Origin of the sequence: Afipia sp. 1NLS2 (assembly GCF_000178995.1) — a bacterium.
GTDB lineage: Bacteria > Pseudomonadota > Alphaproteobacteria > Rhizobiales > Xanthobacteraceae > Afipia.
Genome location: NZ_ADVZ01000007.1, coordinates 1 through 17,425, shown reverse-complemented (window position 1 = coordinate 17,425; position 17,425 = coordinate 1). Strand labels below are relative to the sequence as shown.

General features: G+C 61.9%; 17 protein-coding genes and 1 pseudogene. 9 read left to right on the top strand and 9 right to left on the bottom strand.

The features are described 5' to 3' along the window. Nucleotides 1-183: pseudogene (locus tag AFIDRAFT_RS20315) on the bottom strand (serine--glyoxylate aminotransferase); the annotation flags it as partial. A 208-nt stretch (nucleotides 184-391) separates the two neighbouring features. On the opposite strand from AFIDRAFT_RS20315, the gene AFIDRAFT_RS19035 reads away from it, so the two are divergent. From AFIDRAFT_RS19035 to AFIDRAFT_RS19005, 7 genes are all read left to right on the top strand, one after another. Next, nucleotides 392-1,117, top strand: a complete 726-nt coding sequence (locus tag AFIDRAFT_RS19035) for a GntR family transcriptional regulator (protein ID WP_009341310.1) — start codon at nucleotides 392-394, stop codon at nucleotides 1,115-1,117. A 261-nt stretch (nucleotides 1,118-1,378) separates the two neighbouring features. Then, on the top strand, nucleotides 1,379-4,342 hold the full coding sequence (locus tag AFIDRAFT_RS19030) for an FAD-binding and (Fe-S)-binding domain-containing protein (protein ID WP_083801672.1): 2,964 nt from the start codon (nucleotides 1,379-1,381) through the stop codon (nucleotides 4,340-4,342). A 58-nt stretch (nucleotides 4,343-4,400) separates the two neighbouring features. Continuing rightward, on the top strand, nucleotides 4,401-4,829 hold the full coding sequence (locus AFIDRAFT_RS19025; RefSeq protein ID WP_009341308.1) for a GlcG/HbpS family heme-binding protein: 429 nt from the start codon (nucleotides 4,401-4,403) through the stop codon (nucleotides 4,827-4,829). A gap of 74 nt (nucleotides 4,830-4,903) precedes the next feature. Continuing rightward, entirely contained in the window at nucleotides 4,904-6,097 is a 1,194-nt protein-coding gene (locus tag AFIDRAFT_RS19020; protein ID WP_009341307.1) for a CaiB/BaiF CoA transferase family protein, read from the top strand. Nucleotides 6,098-6,111: 14 nt separating this feature from the next. Beyond that, nucleotides 6,112-6,903: an enoyl-CoA hydratase gene (locus AFIDRAFT_RS19015; protein ID WP_009341306.1), complete on the top strand. Its 792-nt coding sequence runs from the start codon at nucleotides 6,112-6,114 to the stop codon at nucleotides 6,901-6,903. Between the two features lie 11 nt (nucleotides 6,904-6,914). Next, on the top strand, nucleotides 6,915-8,015 hold the full coding sequence (locus AFIDRAFT_RS19010; RefSeq protein ID WP_009341305.1) for a DSD1 family PLP-dependent enzyme: 1,101 nt from the start codon (nucleotides 6,915-6,917) through the stop codon (nucleotides 8,013-8,015). A 19-nt stretch (nucleotides 8,016-8,034) separates the two neighbouring features. Further along, nucleotides 8,035-9,288 (top strand): Zn-dependent hydrolase, encoded by a 1,254-nt coding sequence (locus tag AFIDRAFT_RS19005; RefSeq protein ID WP_009341304.1) that lies wholly within the window; start codon nucleotides 8,035-8,037, stop codon nucleotides 9,286-9,288. Here AFIDRAFT_RS19005 and AFIDRAFT_RS19000 read toward each other — a convergent pair. Continuing rightward, nucleotides 9,285-9,893, bottom strand: coding sequence for a hypothetical protein (locus AFIDRAFT_RS19000; protein WP_009341303.1), 609 nt, complete (start codon nucleotides 9,891-9,893; stop codon nucleotides 9,285-9,287). The two genes, AFIDRAFT_RS19005 and AFIDRAFT_RS19000, sit on opposite strands and share 4 nt — an antisense overlap. A gap of 211 nt (nucleotides 9,894-10,104) precedes the next feature. Between AFIDRAFT_RS19000 and AFIDRAFT_RS18995 the strand changes: the two genes are divergently transcribed. Then, nucleotides 10,105-11,415, top strand: coding sequence for an NAD(P)/FAD-dependent oxidoreductase (locus tag AFIDRAFT_RS18995; RefSeq protein WP_009341302.1), 1,311 nt, complete (start codon nucleotides 10,105-10,107; stop codon nucleotides 11,413-11,415). A 13-nt stretch (nucleotides 11,416-11,428) separates the two neighbouring features. Here AFIDRAFT_RS18995 and AFIDRAFT_RS18990 read toward each other — a convergent pair whose 3' ends face one another. The 7 genes from AFIDRAFT_RS18990 to mobB form a co-directional block, all read right to left on the bottom strand. Further along, nucleotides 11,429-11,635: a hypothetical protein gene (locus AFIDRAFT_RS18990; RefSeq protein WP_009341301.1), complete on the bottom strand. Its 207-nt coding sequence runs from the start codon at nucleotides 11,633-11,635 to the stop codon at nucleotides 11,429-11,431. Between the two features lie 100 nt (nucleotides 11,636-11,735). Continuing rightward, complete coding sequence (bla, locus tag AFIDRAFT_RS18985) at nucleotides 11,736-12,620, bottom strand: class A beta-lactamase (protein ID WP_009341300.1); 885 nt, start codon at nucleotides 12,618-12,620, stop codon at nucleotides 11,736-11,738. Nucleotides 12,621-12,719: 99 nt separating this feature from the next. After that, nucleotides 12,720-12,845 carry an MFS transporter small subunit gene (locus AFIDRAFT_RS20390; RefSeq protein ID WP_009341299.1) on the bottom strand — a complete coding sequence of 42 codons (126 nt, stop codon included), beginning with the start codon at nucleotides 12,843-12,845 and terminating at the stop codon, nucleotides 12,720-12,722. 12 nt (nucleotides 12,846-12,857) lie between these two features. Continuing rightward, nucleotides 12,858-14,246: an L-lactate MFS transporter gene (locus AFIDRAFT_RS18980; protein WP_009341298.1), complete on the bottom strand. Its 1,389-nt coding sequence runs from the start codon at nucleotides 14,244-14,246 to the stop codon at nucleotides 12,858-12,860. A gap of 355 nt (nucleotides 14,247-14,601) precedes the next feature. Further along, nucleotides 14,602-14,835, bottom strand: coding sequence for a sulfurtransferase TusA family protein (locus AFIDRAFT_RS18975; RefSeq protein WP_009341297.1), 234 nt, complete (start codon nucleotides 14,833-14,835; stop codon nucleotides 14,602-14,604). Nucleotides 14,836-14,840: 5 nt separating this feature from the next. Beyond that, nucleotides 14,841-16,097, bottom strand: coding sequence for a molybdopterin molybdotransferase MoeA (locus AFIDRAFT_RS18970; protein ID WP_009341296.1), 1,257 nt, complete (start codon nucleotides 16,095-16,097; stop codon nucleotides 14,841-14,843). A 3-nt stretch (nucleotides 16,098-16,100) separates the two neighbouring features. Further along, the gene (mobB, locus tag AFIDRAFT_RS18965; protein ID WP_009341295.1) at nucleotides 16,101-16,622 is read right to left on the bottom strand and encodes a molybdopterin-guanine dinucleotide biosynthesis protein B; all 522 of its coding nucleotides are present in this window, start codon (nucleotides 16,620-16,622) and stop codon (nucleotides 16,101-16,103) included. A 91-nt stretch (nucleotides 16,623-16,713) separates the two neighbouring features. Between mobB and mobA the strand changes: the two genes are divergently transcribed. Then, complete coding sequence (mobA, locus tag AFIDRAFT_RS18960) at nucleotides 16,714-17,361, top strand: molybdenum cofactor guanylyltransferase MobA (RefSeq protein ID WP_009341294.1); 648 nt, start codon at nucleotides 16,714-16,716, stop codon at nucleotides 17,359-17,361. The last annotated feature ends 64 nt before the right edge of the window (nucleotides 17,362-17,425 follow it).

Here is a 17,425-nt window from a genome sequence, read left to right as displayed (position 1 = left end):
GATCACCACGGGGCCCGAGGTCTGGAAAATCTTCTGCGAGCCGCTCAGCACCGCCTTGCCGAGCTCGGCAAATTCGGCGCTGCGATGGTCGATGACCGGCATGTCCATCGCCCGCAGCACCCGATCCGGAACAGGGCTCGGACCAGGGATTTGAAGAAAATGGCGCCCTTGGAAACCGGTCATAACCTTCAACCCTCTTGGTCTGGCGGCACGGCTTGCATGCCATCGCCCTTTAGGGGTCGTGACCTTGCGCCCGACCCTCTCCCTGTTAGCAGGTGAGAGGATTGCATCTAATTTTTTTGAATGCAACATAAATTTTGAATTCAAAAAATAACTCGCTAATTATTCCCTGCCAGATTAAAGTCACGTCAGAAAAACCGGCGATTCCATCATGACTGTTTCAGTTGCGACACTTCACTCCGACGAGCCCGTGGACGTTAAGGAAGAGACCTCCCTCCACGACGAAACGCTGTCGCGGCTGCGGGATCACATCGTCGAGGGTAACATCCCCGACGGCGGGCGAATTCTTGAACGCGAGTTGTGCGAACTGCTCGGCATTTCCCGCACGCCGCTGCGCGAGGCGCTCAAGGTGCTTGCATCGGAGGGCATCGTTGAGCTCTTGCCTAATCGCGGGGCGCGCGTCCGTGCGCTAAGCGAGCGCGATCTGCACGAACTGTTCGACTTGATGGGAGGGCTGGAAGCCCTGTCCGGCAGGCTTGCTTGCGAGAACATTACCGACGCGGAAGTCGCCGAGATCGAGCAGTTGCATCACGAGATGTACGGCTTTTATCTGCGCAAGGACATGCACAACTACTTCCGCGCCAACCAGGCGATCCACCAGAAAATCCTGGCGGCCTCGCGCAATCACACCCTGCAGTCGACCTACGCCACCCTCGCCGGACGCATCCGCCGCGTGCGTTACTCGGCCAACTTCGCGCGTGAAAAAGAGCGCTGGGGCGAAGCAATGCGCGAGCACGAAATGATCCTCGACGCGCTCCGCCGCCGCGCCGGCGCCGAGCTCTCCGAGATCCTGTTCCATCATTTGAGAAACAAGCGGCGCGCCGCCATGGAACCGATGCAGCAGCAGTCGGATACCGCCTCGTCCGCCACAAGCTAAGATATCGCAATTTTTGCATACAAAAATTTGCGATCCGGCGATTTCTTTTGCATTTTATATTTGCGCCCCCTACCAATTCAGACGCGTTGAGCTTGATCCGGGACGGCTCGGGGCTGGTTGCCCCATGAAATCGCTCGGAAGGCACAGCCGCAATAAGGATGATGCCCTATCGGGCTGACTCCGGCGGGTGGGCTTTCTCCGGAAATATTCGAGATGGTCGTGGCCGCCACAAGCAGCCGCGAAATCGTTCAGGGAATGAGCATGGCGAACGGGGCAGGATCGAAACTCGAGCAGCGGCTGCGCGCCGAGATCACCGGCGACGTCATGTTCGACGCCTTCTCGCGGGGCCGCTACGCTACCGATGCGTCCTTCTACCAGATCATGCCGTTCGGCGTGGTCGCGCCGCGTACCAAGGCGGAAGCTCTCGCCGCAATGGCGATTGCCCGCGACGAGGGTTATGTCGTCACCCCGCGCGGCGGGGGCACCTCGCAATGCGGCCAGACCATTAACAACGGCCTCGTCGTCGACGTTTCCAAATACCTCAACAAGGTCGTTTCGCTGGATGTCGAGAAGCGCACCTGCGTGGTCGAGCCCGGCATCGTGCTGGACGACCTCAACCGCCAGCTGAAAAAACACGGCCTGTGGTTTCCGGTCGATGTCTCGACCGCCTCGCGCGCCACTATCGGCGGCATGGCGGGCAACAACTCGTGCGGCGGCCGTTCGCTGCGCTACGGCACCATGCGCGACAATACGATTGCGATGGATGCCGCCCTCGCCGACGGCACCGAACTGCATTTCGGCCCGGTCGAGCGCGACGCCGCATGGCCGAACGTCGAAGCACCGGGACGCGATCTGTTCCGCGATCTGCTGGCGTTAGGTAGCCGCGAGGCCGGTGAAATCACCGATCGTTTTCCGACTGTCCAGCGCCGCGTCGGCGGATACAATCTCGATGCGCTGACGCCCAACGGACCCACCAACAATCTCGCCCATATCCTTGTCGGCTCCGAGGGCACCCTCGCCTTCACCACGCAAGTCGAACTGAAGCTCTGGCCGCTGCTCGGCACCAAGGTATTCGGCGTCTGCCATTTCGGCAGTTTCTATGAGGCAATGGATGCCGCGCAGCATCTGGTGAAGCTCAAGCCGATCGCTGTCGAGCTTGTCGACAAGACCATGATCGCGCTCGGCCGCGACATCGCGATGTTCCGCCCGACCATCGAAGCGGTGGTACGCGGCGAGCCAGAAGCCTTGCTGATCGTCGAATTCGCGGAAGAAAATCAGGACATCAACCTCGCCAAACTAAAGCAACTCAACGAACTGATGGGCGACCTCGGTTTTTCCTGGAATAACCCGCCACGCAAATGGGGCGGCGTGGTCGATATCATCGAGCCTGCGATCCAGGCGTCGATCACCGATTTCCGCACCTCCGGCCTGAACGTGATGATGTCGATGAAGACCGCCGGCAAGCCGGTGTCTTTCGTCGAGGATTGCGCGGTGCCGCTACCGCATCTCGCCGAATACACCGACCGGCTGAACAAAATCTTCGCCAAGCACGGTACCAGCCCGACGATGTATGCCCACGCCTCCGAGGGCTGCCTGCATGTCCGCCCGGTGCTCAACCTGCGACTGGAGAAAGACGTCAAGGCGATGCGCGCCATCGCCGAAGAAGCCTTCGCCATGGTGCGCGAATTCAAGGGCTCGCACTCCGGCGAGCATGGCGACGGTCTGGTCCGCTCCGAATTCCACGAGCAGATGTTCGGCCCGCGCATCGTGCGCGACTTCGAGGAAATAAAGCAGCGTTTCGACCCGCAGGGCACGCTCAACCCCGGCAAGATCGTGCATCCGCCAAAGATGGACGACCGCTCGCTGTTCCGCTTCAAGCCCGGCTACAAGGTCGAGGATTTCAAAACCGAACTCGACTGGTCCGCGTATCCCGGCGCTGCCGGCGGCTTTCAGGGCGCGGTCGAGATGTGCAACAACAACGGCGCGTGCCGCAAGCTCGAAGGCGGCGTGATGTGCCCGTCCTATCGCGCCACGCGCAACGAGAAGGATGTGACGCGCGGCCGCGCCAACACGCTGCGCCTCGCGATTTCCGGCCAGCTCGGCCCCGACGCGCTGTCGTCCGACGAAATGATGGAGACGATGAAGCTGTGCGTCTCCTGCAAGGCCTGCCGCCGCGAATGCCCCACCGGCGTCGACATGGCCAAGATGAAGATCGAGGTGCTGGCGGCGCGGGTGAAGACTCACGGCCTCACGCTGCGTAACCGCCTCGTCGGCTACCTGCCGTATTACGCAGGTTTTGCTTCCACGTTCGCGCCAGTGGTGAACCTGCGTAACAGGAGCAAATTCTTGCGCTGGGCGTTGGAAAAGATCGCGGGCTTCAGCGCACGGCGCGATCTGCCGGAATGGCGGCGCGACACGTTCGCGCCGAACGGCACGGTGTTCGGCCCGGAAGGCGGACCCGAAGTGGTGCTGTTCGCCGACACCTTCAACCGCGCCTATGAACGCGAGAACCTCGACGACGCGCTCAGCGTGCTGATCGCAGGCGGTTACCGCGTGCACGTGCCGAAACCCACGACCGGCACACGGCCGCTGTGTTGCGGCCGCACCTTCCTGTCCGCCGGACTTGTCGGCAAGGCTCGCGAGGAACTGGATCGCCTTGTCACCGCCTTTGCACCGTTTGCGGAGCGCGGTGTTCCAATTATCGGACTGGAGCCAAGCTGCCTGCTGACGCTGCGCGACGAGCTGCTTTCCCTTCGCAGCGATGAAACCGCCAAGGCGGTGTCGGCTCAGGCGTTGCTGTTCGAGGAATTTCTCGCCCGGGAAGCTGCCGCAGGCAGATTGCAACTGCCGTTGAAGCCCATCGCACCGAAGGCGATGGTCCACGGCCACTGTCACCAGAAATCGTTCGATGCCTTCACCCCGGTGCAGAAGATTCTGCGGCTGGTGCCGAATCTCGATGTCGAAGTCATCGAGTCGAGTTGCTGCGGCATGGCGGGAGCCTTCGGCTACGGCGCAGACACCTACGATGAATCCATCGCCATGGCCGAACTGAAATTGCTGCCTGCCGTGCGCAAGGCGTCCGCCGAGGCCATCATCGTCGCCGACGGCACCTCCTGCCGTCATCAGATCAAGGACGGCACCGGGCGCGGCGCGCTGCACGTCGCGCGGGTCCTGGCGATGAGCCTCGGTCATCGTCCTGACAGCCATTCCGGCCCGGGCGCTTGATCGGCGAAAGGCAACATGCTGAAAAGCTGTATCTCATACCCTTCACGAGGAAACAGCCATGACACTCAAGCTCGACACCGCCCGCAAGATTCTTGACGCCGCCTTGGCCAAGATCGCTGAACTGAAGACCAAGCCGATGGCGGTCGTCGTGCTCGACGCGCGCGGCTGCATCAAGGCCTCCGTTCTCCAGGACGGCACGAGCCTGATGCGCCATGAAGTGGCTCACGGCAAAGCCTATGGCGCGCTCGCGATGGGCGTCGGGTCGCGCGCGCTGTTCAAGCGCGCCAACGAACAGCCCTATTTCATCGACGCCGCCAACACCATGGCGCGCGGCGCACTGATTCCCGTTCCGGGCGGCGTGCTCATCAAGGACTCAAACGGTGACGTGGTGGGCGCAGTCGGCATCAGCGGCGACACGTCCGACAACGACGAGACCTGCTGCATCGCGGGCATTCAGGCTGCGGGGCTGAAGGCGGACGCCGGCTAGCCACGCTACAGGCACGTACGAGAGCTGTTTCGACCCTCACTCTTTGTTCAAAAATACAAGAAACGGAAACGTCCATGCCTGTCCCAAAAGCGTCCGATGCGCTGTCGCGCTTCACCGTGCTGGATCTCACCCGCGTCCGCGCGGGCCCGACCGCCGTGCGGCAGCTCGCGGATTGGGGCGCGAATGTCGTCAAACTGGAAGCGCCGACCGATATTCCCGACGACGAGCAGCTTGGCGGTGCAAGGCATGGTCCCGACTTCCAGAACCTGCATCGCAACAAGCGCGCGATGACGATCGACCTGAAGAACGAGGCCGGGAAAAAGGCTTTCTATCGCATGGTCGAAAAGGCCGACGTGGTGGTGGAGAATTTCCGCCCCGACGTGAAGGCGCGGCTGGGCATCGACTATGAGACGCTGCGCAAGATCAACCCGCGCATCGTCTATGCCAGCATCTCCGGCTTCGGTCAGGATGGGCCTTACGCCAAGCGGCCGGGCTTCGATCAGATCGCCCAGGGCATGGGCGGCCTGATGTCGATCACCGGTGCGCCGGGCGAAGGCCCGATGCGCGTCGGCATTCCGATCGCCGATCTCACCTCCGGCCTGTTCTGCGCGATGGGCATCCTCACAGCGCTACTGGAGCGTGAGGTGTCCGGCGAAGGCCAGGCCGTCCAGACCTCCCTGCTGCATTCGCAGATTTTCATGCTGGATTTCCAGGCCGCGCGCTGGCTGATGCAGCATGACGTGCCGAAGCAGGCTGGCAACAACCACCCGACCATGATCCCGACCGGCGTGTTCAAAACCTCGGACGGCTATATGAACATCGCCGCCACCGGACAGGTGATCTGGGAGCGTCTCGCACATGCGCTCGGCCGTAGCGACCTGATCGAACAGGCTGAATATCGCAATCCGAAAATGCGCTCGGAAAACCGCGACGCGCTGAACGCCGAGATTGAAAAAGTCACCAGCAGCGCGACCACCGCCGAATGGATCGAGAAACTGAACAAGGCCGGCGTGCCTTGCGGGCCGATCTACACCATCGACAAGGTGTTCGAGGATGCTCAGGTGAAGCATCTCGATCTCGTCGCGAAAGTGCCCGGCACCGGCAACCGCGACGTGAATCTGGTGAGGCAGCCCTTCTCGCTGTCGCGGACCCCGAGCCGCTTTGTCGCCCCGCCCCCCGAGGTCGGAGAGCACACCGACGAACTGCTGCGGGAATTCGAGTTCAGCGACGAGGAAATCGCCGCGCTGAAACAAAGCAAAGCCGTCTGACAGCGAGGCGCATCATGACCACAACCGACAAGATGATCGCTCGCAGAGATGGCGCGATCGGCACCCTGACCTTCAACAATCCGGCGCGGCATAACGCGGTGTCGCTGGAGATGTGGCAGGCTTGCGCCGAGATCATGAATGACTTTTCCGCCGACCCGGCTATTCGCGTGGTCATCATCACCGGCGCGGGCGAAAAGGCGTTCGTCTCCGGCGCGGATATCTCGAAATTCGCTGAGGAGCGCGCGTCCAACAATGGCGCCGACACCTACAACAAAGCGGTCGAGGCAGGCTATGCCTCCGTCTACAATTGCCCCAAGCCGACCATTGCCATGATCCGCGGTTACTGCGTCGGAGGTGGTATGGGGCTCGCAAGTTGCTGTGACATCCGCATCTGCACGGAGAATTCGCGCTTCGCCGTCCCCGCCGCGAAACTCAGCGTCGGCTATGGCTATCCCGGCGTGAAACGGTTGCTCGACATCGTCGGCCCCTCCTTCACCAAGGAAATCTTCTATACCGCCCGGCAATTCGATGCGGAAGAAGCGCGCACCATGGGGTTTGCTAATCGCGTGCTGCCGGACGATCAGCTCGAGACCTACGTCAGGGACTACGCCGCAACCATCGCAGGCAACGCGCCGCTGACCATCGGCTCGATCAAGTTCATCGTCGGCGAAATCGTCAAGGACGAGAGCGCGCGCGATATGGCAAAATGCCACGCGATGGTCGATAAATGCTTCGCGAGCAGTGATTACGAGGAAGGCCGCAAGGCGTTCATGGAAAAGCGCAAGCCGGTCTTCACCGGCAAGTGAGGATCTGAAAGATGACAGGCCGCCGCCCCGCCGAGCCAGGCATGACGATCGCGCAGGTCGAAACCCCGGCGCTGATCGTCGATCTCGACGCGATGGAAGCCAACATCAAGGCGCTGGCAGCGCGGGTGGCGGCCTATCCGTCCGTGCGCGTCACGCCACACGCCAAGGCCCATAAAAGCGTCGAGATCGCCAGGCGCCAAATGGCGGCGGGTGCCGCCCGGATGTGCTGCCAGAATGTCGCCGAAGCCGAGGCGATGGCGGCAGGCGGCATTAACAGCATTCTCCTCTCCAATGAAATCATCGGCGTGGAGAAGGCCAAGCGCCTTGCGCAGGTGGCACGCACGGCCAAGGTCGGCGTCTGTGTCGATCACGTCGATCAGGTCAAGGTGCTGGCGGACGCCGCGCGCGAAGCTGACATCACCTTCGACGTCCTGATCGAGATCGATGTCGGCATGGGACGCTGCGGCGTCACTTCTGCCGCCGAGGCCGTGGCACTGGCCAAGGACGTCGCCAAGCACAAGAACCTGCACTTCTCGGGCTTGCAGGCCTATCACGGCACCGCGCAGCATCTGCGCCACCCCGAGGAACGTGTCGCCGCCATCGCCAAGGCCGCCGCCTTCGCACGCGAGACGGCCGATGCGTTGCGTACGGCAGGGCTTCCCTGCGACGTCATCGCCGGCGCAGGCACGGGCTCCTACGAAAACGAAATGATCAGCGGCGTCTACAATGAACTGCAATGCGGCTCGTACGTGTTCATGGACGCCGATTATGGCCGCAACGACACTGCCTACCCTTTCCGCAACGCGCTGTTCATTCTGGCGAGCGTCATCAGCGCAGCCGCCCCTGGCCGCGCGGTGTGCGACGCAGGCCTGAAATCGCTCAGCGCCGAAAGCGGCCTGCCGGTCGCGTATGAGGCTCCCGGCGTCACCTACATCAAGGCCACCGACGAGCACGGCACGCTGCAATTGTCACCGCAGGCCACCGTCAAACCGGGCGACAAACTCAAGCTGATCCCCGGCCATTGCGACCCAACCGTCAACCTGCATGACTGGCTCGTTGCCTGCCGTGGTGACAAGGTCGAGGCGGTGTGGCCGGTCGCGCGCGGCTGGTGACAGACAATCGGATGACACGATGAAGCCGAGCAACCTGCAGATCGATTCCGGGCGGTTGTGGCGCGACATTCATGATACCGCAAAATTCGGCGGCACGGCCAAAGGCGGCGTCAAGCGCCTCACCCTCAGCGAAGAAGACAAGCAGGTGCGCGACTGGTTTCGCGCTGCTTGTGAGGCGGCCGGTTGCGAGGTCCATGTCGATGCGCTCGGCACGATGTATGCCCTGCGGGCCGGCCGCGATCATTCCAAACTGCCAGTCGGCCTCGGCTCGCATCTCGATACTCAGCCAACAGGCGGCAAGTATGATGGCGTGCTCGGCACCCTCGCCGCGCTGGAGGTGATCCGTACCCTGAACGATGCCGGGATCGAGACCGACGCGCCGCTCTGCCTCGTCAACTGGACCAATGAGGAAGGCTCGCGCTTCGCGCCCGCGACGATGGCGTCGGCCGCTTATGCCGGTGAATACGACACCGAGAATATTCTGGGCCGCCGCGACTCCAACGGCATCAGCGTAGCCGACGCGCTCGATCGCATCGGCTATCGCGGCAATGAAGCGGTCGGCGCGCGGAAATTCGCGGGCTTTGTCGAACTGCACATCGAACAAGGCCCCATTCTCGAAGCCGAGAACAAGACCATCGGCGTCGTCGAACGCGGCCAGGGCATTGCATGGTTCGACGGCTCGATCACCGGTTTCGCCAGCCATGCCGGCACCACGCCGATGCCGTTGCGACATGACGCGCTCCTGGCTCTGTCCGAGCTGGCACTGGCTGTCGAACAGTCTGCCATGACACATGGGCCAAATGCCGTGGCGACCATCGGCGAAGCCAAAATCGAGAATGCGTCCCGCAACGTCGTGCCCGGCGAAATTCATTTCACCGTTGATGCACGCAGCAACGCAGCGGATATTCTCGACAAGTTGCATGACGCATTCAGGACCGCTGTCACCGAAATCGCGGCACGCCGTGGCGTCGGAATCGAACTCATTCCGGTCTGGCGCAAGGAGCCGACGGTCTTCGACGCAGGCTTGGTTGAAGCCATCGCGCAGTCCAGCAATGAGCTTGGCTATGCCAGCCGGCGCATCACCTCCGGCGCCATCCACGACGCCTGCAACCTCAGCGCGGTGATGCCGGCAGCGATGATCTTCGTCCCCTGCAAGGACGGCATCAGCCACAACGAACTTGAAGACGCGACGCAAGCCGATTGCGCGGCGGGCGCAAACGTCCTGCTCCATACCGTGTTGAAACTTGCAGGCATCGCTGGCGAAAAAGTTTAGTTCGCATTCGGCAATTGCGTGCCGAGGCCCGCGAGCCGCATCAATGACTGGATCTGGCTTTTCTGGTCTGCGCGCAACTGCGCGAGGAACGGCCCTGCCGCCGCCATCAACCGTTTCACCGCCTCATTGTCAGCATCCATCGACGAGGGCTGGCGGCGGGTCACATGCATTGCCGAAACCACTTCACGAAGCGCACTCTCGACCGGCGGCCAGTATTTCTCCTGCGCGGCGGTCAATTTCAGACGCGCCTTGATCGCCGCGATCTGCTGGTCGTCGAGAAGCGCCGTCGTCGGCCGGACGGGCGGAGGCGCAGGCGCTACCACCGAAGCCACCATGAACTGCCGTGCGGTATCGAGAAACATGCTGACGCTCACCACCGGCGGTGGCGCGCGCGTGGCGAGGCGGTCCGCCTTGATCTCGGCCGTGGAGCGCACCGGCCAAGGCTCGGGACCCGACTCGGAATCGGCTGTCCGCTCCGCCACGGCGGCGGGTTCAACAGCCGCCTCGGGGCCACCGAGATCGTCGAGCACGACAATCGTGGCAACCGCCGTCGCGGCTCCGACCAAGGCAGCTATCGCGATATAGGGGGCCCAAGCCCGCACCATTCACTCCCATTTCCGTGGCGACGGGTAACCACCCAAATATGGCGTCCTCGTGCCATCCATCGAAGGCCGCAGCACCAGTCTCAGCGCGCCTTTCCCCGAATCGGATTTCCGACGATTCGCCCTTCATCTCCAACTAATTGTGGCCTCATGCCATGGGAGGTTCCGGACTAGCCTATCAGGCTTTCCGGCCATCAGACGCAAGAGAAGCTCAATGAACCTGACCCCAAGTACCTTACCCCGCATCGTTATTATTGGCGGAGGCGCTGGTGGCCTCGAACTCGCGACCCGACTCGGGCATCGCCTTGGGCGCAAACAGGCGCAGATTCTGCTGGTGGACCGCAATCCCTCCCACCTCTGGAAACCGCGCCTGCACGAGGTCGCAGCCGGCCTGATCGGAAGCGGTGACGACGAAACCAACTACCTCGCCCATGGCTGCGTACACGGGTTTGATTTCGCCCTCGGCAGCCTCCTGTCGATTGATTCCGTGGGCAAGACCGTAACGCTCGACCGCGTCCTGAGCTCGGCGGACAACACCGAGGTTCTGGGCGAGCGCACCTTGCCTTACGATATGCTGGTGCTGGCACTCGGCAGCCGGGTGAACGATTTCGGCATTCCCGGTGTTCTCGAATACTGCCATATGCTCGATAGCCCGGCGCAGGCGCTGAAACTGCAACGAGCATTTCTGGAGTCAGCCATCCAGGTCGGCGCAGGCCGGCTCGACCGGGTCCGGGTCGGCATCGTCGGTGCAGGTGCCACCGGCGTCGAACTTGCCGCCGAGCTTTATCATGCGGTTCATGCCATGGAGCGCTGGGGCGGCCTCGGCGCCAGTGGAAAGCTCGACATCACACTGGTCGACATGGCCTCGCGTATTCTGCCTGCGATCGATCCGAAAACTTCCCGCCACGCCACGAAGGTGCTCGAGAAGCTCGGAGTTCGCATTCTGCTTGGGGAAAGTGTCGAGCGGGTCACGGCCGACGCCCTGCACCTCAAAAGCGGAGCCACCGTGCCCTGCGAGATCAAGGTCTGGGCCTCCGGCGTATCGGGGCACGATACCGTCGCAGGCCTGAAAGGCCTGTCGCTGACGCCGGGCAACCGAATCAAGGTCGATCACCATCTCGCCTGCGACGGCGCGGCAGACATCTTTGCGATAGGGGATTGTGCGGCCGCTCCCGCCCATATCGGCAACGCCCTCGTGCCGCCGACCGCACAGGTCGCGCACCAGCAGGCTGCCTATCTCGCAAAGCTTATTGAGCGCCGCCTGTCCGGCCGGACCGTCGGGCCGTTCAAATACCGGCCGCGCGGCACGCTGGTGTCACTCGGCGAAGGCGGCGCAGCGGGCGAGTTTCCGACGTTCAGGTACAGCCAGTCTATCTTTCCGGCCAACGGCAGCCTGGCCAAGGTGCTGTATGTCTCGCTCTACCACATGCACCGCGTTGCCCTGCATGGCTGGCTGCGGGCCGCGGCGTTGTTTCTGGCCGACAGGCTACGGCGCACCACCCTGCCGCCGGTCAAACTGCACTAGGCCAGCAACTGCGCTAGGCCCGGTGCACTCCAGATGCCTCATGCAACTCGCGCATATAGGCCAGCCCCTGCACGGCCAGACGCTGCTCATCGTGCTGGCCTTCCGAGGTCAGCTTGTCGATATAATCGGTCAACTTGATGCGCGAGGCCTCGAGCTGGGCATGATCCACGCTGCGCATCATGGCGAAGGTCGTCATTACGCGGTCGATCACATCATCCATGGCAAGCCTCGCTGTTATCGGAATTAAGAACTTGGCGTACTAACTCTGCCGCACCGCAAAAGTTCCCCTTTTGCAACCATAAGCAGATCTCACGCTGTTGTTAGCTGTGCCCCCTGAAAGCCGCGGCGACTGCCTCGCCGACCGCTGCCAGAGCCTCATTGCGCTCGTTCATCGATGCTGCGGTTTGCGTCAGATATACCGCAGCGATGAGAGGCGCTGCATCGGGCGGCCATAGAATGCCGACATCATTGGTCGAACCGCGCTCCCCGCTTCCAGTCTTGTCGCCTACCCGCCAGCCTGCGGGAAGCCGTGCACGCAGGCGCGCATCGCCCGTCTTGTTGGCAAGGAGCCAGGCCTTCAATTGCTCCGACGATGCCTTTGCCAACGCACCCCCGAACATCAGCTTGCGCAGGTCCTCCGCCATCGCGGCAGGTGTCGTGGTGTCGCGTGGATCGCCCGGTACGGCTTCATTCAACGCCAGCTCGGTACGGTCGAGCCGCGTCAGCGGATCGCCCAATGCGCGCGCGAAGGCCGTGACGCCGGGCGGACCACCAAGCATGCCGAGCATGAGATTTCCGGCCGTGTTGTCGCTGAGCGTGATCGCCGCCTCGCACAGTTCGGCAACGGTCATGCCGCTCTCGAGATGCTTCTCCGTGGCGGGAGAATAAGTCACGAGATCGCTTTGGGAAAAATGCACGCGCCGCTCTAGCGTCTCCTGCCCTTGTTCGACGCGCTTGAGTATCGCCGCTGCCGCCATCAGCTTGAAGGTGCTGCACATCGGGAAGCGTTCGTCCTTCCGGTAACCGAAGCGGCGATCCGAGCCCGTGTCGAGGACGGCGACACCAAGCCTGCCTTTTACCCTGCTCTCGATACGGGAGATCTTGCTCTTCAAATCCTGCAGCGGCCGCGCGAGGGCGACGGAGCCTGAGCATCCCACTCCAAGTAAAGCCGTTGTTCCAAACAGGAAAATGCGCCGAGTCGTCATCATCCCTCGATTTTACAGGTAATAAAAAAGCCAGGGCAGCTCGCGCTGTCCTGGCTTTAGAAAGCCGTCAGATACGGCTTTCGGATGGCAACGATGAAGTTACTGGAACAACTTCATCGCATTGATCAGCGTCTGCGTCACGCCGGCAATCAGTGGAATGCCGACGAAGCCCCAAGCGATAATCAGTTGCAGCGTGGACGTTGCGCCTTCTTGCGTGGTCTGCATGACAATCTCTCCTTATGCCTTGGCGCTAGCCAGCGTGTTGACAGCGGTACCCGGCTTGTCTCCAACCATGTGGTAGCGGGAATGCACCGCTTTGACCAAGAGGTTGCAGATGAAGCCGATCACCAGCAGACCTGCCATGATGTACATGGTGTTGTTGTAGGCCTGCGCCTTCGGAACACCATGAGTGATGTTGTACTCGCGGAGATAGTTGACGATCACCGGACCGAAGATGCCGGCCATCGACCAAGCCGTCAGCAACAGGCCGTGGATAGCGCCGACATACCGGACGCCGAACATGTCCTTGAGATAGGCCGGCACTGTCGAGAAGCCGCCGCCGTACATCGAGATGATGACGAGGAAGCAGCAGACGAACAGCACGACGTTTCCGGAAAGACCGGCGTAAGGGACGGTGCAGTACAGGACGAAGCCGAGAACCATGAACACGAAGTAGGTGTTCCGCCGGCCGATGTAGTCCGACAGCGATGCCCAGCAGAACCGGCCACCCATGTTGAACAAGCTCATCAGACCGACAAAGCCCGCGGCCGCAACCGGCGTGATGTGACCCGGGAACATTTCCTGGCTCATCGCCGAGGCCTGGCCGAGCACGCCGATACCGGCGGTCACGTTCAAGCACAACACCCACCAGATCAGCCAGAACTGAGGGGTCTTGACGGCGTCGTAAACGAACACGTCGTTGCGGGTGATCATCTTGTTCGTGGTCGCCGGTGGCACGTAACCCTCGGGCACCCAGCCCGCTGGCGGGACGCGCACGATGATCGAGCCGACGATCATGAAGCAGAAATACACCGCACCCAAAATGACGAAGGTTTCCATGACACCGATATGCGTCGGCGTATTGAACTTGCTCATCAGCCAGACCGAGAGCGGCGAGGCAATGAAAGCGCCGCCACCGAAGCCCATAATGGCCATACCCGTGGCCATGCCGGGACGATCCGGGAACCACTTGATCAGCGTCGAGACCGGCGAAATGTAGCCGATGCCGAGCGCGATGCCGCCGAGAACGCCATAGCCGAGATAGATCAGCCACAGGGTATGCAGGTACACACCGATCGCTGACAGGAAGAAGCCGCCGGCCCAGCAGCAAGCCGCCGTGAACATCGCCTTGCGCGGGCCACCTTCCTCAACCCAACGGCCGAACACCGCCGAGGAAACACCGAGGAAGAAAATCGCGAGCGAGAAAATCCAGCCGAGTTCGGTGAGTTTCCAATCGCCCGGTGCCGATTGTGTGATGCCGAGCAGCTTGGTCATCGGCAGGTTGAACACGCTGTAGGCGTAAGCCTGGCCGATACAAAGATGGACGCACAGCGCAGCTGGCGGAACCATCCACCGGCTGAAGCCGGGTTTTGCGACCGTGTTCTCACGGTCTAAAAATGAAGCCATTTGTTTTCTCCCCTTACAGCCACTTCTAGAGGGTGGTCTGCAATCCCATGTGCGATCCAGTTTTTCTCCATGCCTTCGCTTGCACGCGAACAAGGGACGTTGCCCAAGGCATCGACGAGTCCGCGAGGATCACGACGCGCGGTATTCAAATGATCTAAACCCGACAGACTTCTGATATTCCCCATCTATCTAAAAGGTAGATGGTATCTATCGGATTTGGGCAGAAGGCGCGACGAATGTCGATCATCCAAAGGTAGAACAGGAGAGGATTCATCTTGGCAGGAAGCGAATGCTGCCACTGCGAATGGAATTCGACTTCATATTATCGGCTGACGATGGAATTTCCGGCGGAAGACTATGCTTGGCCGAGTTTCTCGATCAGGAAGACGATCCCATCCGTGTCGTGTTTCACGATCTCGATGCGGTCGCCAGTCTCTAAAATGAGATGAGGAAGATCGATCGCTGCGAGCGGATCGGTGCAGACGACTTCGAGCCTATCGCCCGGCTGCAGGGATTTCAGCGCCTTGCGAGTCCGCAACACCGGCAGGGGACATTTCAATCCGCTGAGATCGAGTTTGAGAAAAGACATTGCCGCTACAGCAAACTCGAATACGGCAGGAAGTTCAGCATATCGCCTGATTTGACGCTGGAGACATCTTCGCCGAGCTCGACAAGGCCATCGGTTTGCACCAGCGACGATAAAAGGCCCGCCCCGTCGCGCGGAAACTTCACAACGCCGAAAAGCCCGTCATTACCTTGCTTCAGCGTCACGCGGACATATTCCCGGCGCCCGGCCTTCTTGCGGTAATCGAACTCCGCACGCACGCGCAGCGGGAGAGGTGTGGTCGGCAATGTCCCGGCAAGGGTGAGAATCGCCGGCCGCGCCACATAAGTGAAAGTAACAAAGCCCGCTACTGGATTACCTGGCAGCCCGATGAACGGCGTGCCGTCGATCACTCCCATTGCAACGGGGCGGCCCGGCTTGATCGCCATGCGCCAGAGCACCAGCGATCCGATGGATTCGATCGCCGCCCTGACATGGTCCTCCTCGCCTGCCGAAACCCCGCCGGTGGTCAGAATCAGATCGCAATCCCGCGCAGCCTGTTTCAACGCCGCGGCAAGCGCCACCCGGTCGTCGCGAAGAATGCCGAGATCCATCACCTCGCACCCGAGACGGCGCAGCATCGCGCTCAGCATGGTGCGATTGGAATCAAACAGTTGCGACGCTGTTCGCCTCTCGCCTGGCGCTACCACTTCGTTGCCGGTCGAGAAGACAGCCACGCGCGGACACCGGTGCACCGCGAGTTCGGTTAGCCCAACCGCCGCAGCCAGCGCGACGTCCTGCGGGCGCAGCAGCCGCCCCTTCGGCAACGCGCTGGAGCCCTGCGAAATATCCTCGCCAGCCAGACGCACGTTCGCCCCACGCGCAAGGCCGGACGGCAGCAGCACGGTGCCATCTTCCGTCAGTTCGACATCTTCCTGCATGTAAACCGTGTCGGCGCCGGCAGGCATCGGCGCTCCCGTGAAAATCCGGATCGCATGACCGGGCCGGATCGCCTCGCGCGCGCTGGCACCTGCCGCGACGCGGTCCTGCACCTTGAACACGCATGCTTCGCCGACAGGAACGTCCTCGCCACGCACCGCATAGCCATCCACGGCCGAGTTCATGAAGGAGGGAATATTGATCGGCGCGATCACATCGGCGGCGAGGACTCTCCCATCCGCTTTGGACAACTTCACATTCTCGATGTCTTCGACCGGTGTCAGACGCGACCTGATAATGGACAACGCCTCATCCACTCTCATCATCGGGCCGCCGAATGCGAAGCAATCGTCTGAAAGTTGCGCCATCCTTCAACCCGCCACGCGCGCGAAAAGCTCATTACGATTCTCGGCGTGTGCTTTCACGAAATCTGCAATCGCCGGAATGTCGTCGAGATCGAACATCGGCAATCCGCTTTCCACCCGGGTGTCCGTCGCGACAGCGATGATGTTCGGATCGTTCGGAAACATCAACGGCTTCGCGTTCTCCGCGCGATAGATCTCGATCTTGCGGTGCCCCTGCGCCTTGAACCCTTCGATGATGACGTAATCAACGGGCGCCATTTTCGCCAGCAGCTCGAAAAGCGACGGTTCGGGATCGCCACGCAGTTCGTTCAGCAACGCCCATCGTCTGGCCGAAGAGATCAGCACCTGTGTCGCACCGGCCTGTCGATGAACCCAGGAATCCTTGCCCGGCTTGTCCAGGTCGAACTCATGATGAGCATGCTTGATAACGGACACACGTGCGCCCTCGCCGATCAGATGAGGCACGAGACGCGACAGCAGCGTGGTCTTCCCCGCCCCGCTCCACCCGGCCAGCCCGATCACCCGCATCGCATTCTCCCACTCTTGTCTGCGTGCTATAGCGTGACTGCCGCTCGGCACAAGGCCGCAAAGTGCCGAATCGATGCGGGTTTGAGGGATCATGGCGACCGATCGCGCAATAGAGGATGACTATCCGCCCACACCCGGCGTGCTGCTGGCCGGGGGCCTCGCCCGCCGCATGGGTGGGGGCGACAAGCCGATGCGGCTGATTGCCGGGCGGCCTATTCTGGAGCGTGTGATCGGCCGTCTCGCCCCACAATGCGATGGACTTGTGCTTAATGCCAATGGCGATCCAGCCCGTTTCGCCGCATTCGGCCTGCCGGTCGTGCCTGACGATGTCACGGATTTCCCCGGACCGCTCGCAGGCGTGCTGGCGGGCCTGGAATGGGCGGCGGCGAACCGCCCAGATGCTCAATATGTCCTCACCGCGGCCGCCGACTGTCCCTTCCTCCCACGCAACCTTGTGTCTCGCCTGCATCAGGCCCGGCGTGACAATGATGCAGAGATTGCGGTCGCCGAATCCGGCGGCCAGATGCACCCGATCATCGCGATCTGGCATGTCGATCTCCGCCATGCCATCCGGCACGCTCTGACGGTCGAGGACTTCCGCAAGGCCCATGCCTTCGTGCGGCGCTTTCGGCTGGCGCAGGCCTCATGGCCGACGGCGCCGCTCGATCCGTTCTTCAACGCCAATCAGGCCGACGATCTCGAAGAGGCAACACGCCTCGCGGGGCTCGACGGCGGCTGACCATCCCTGAAACCCGGCCGCCCTGCCCGCAGAGCTACCCCAGGCCTTCCTGACAACAAACCTT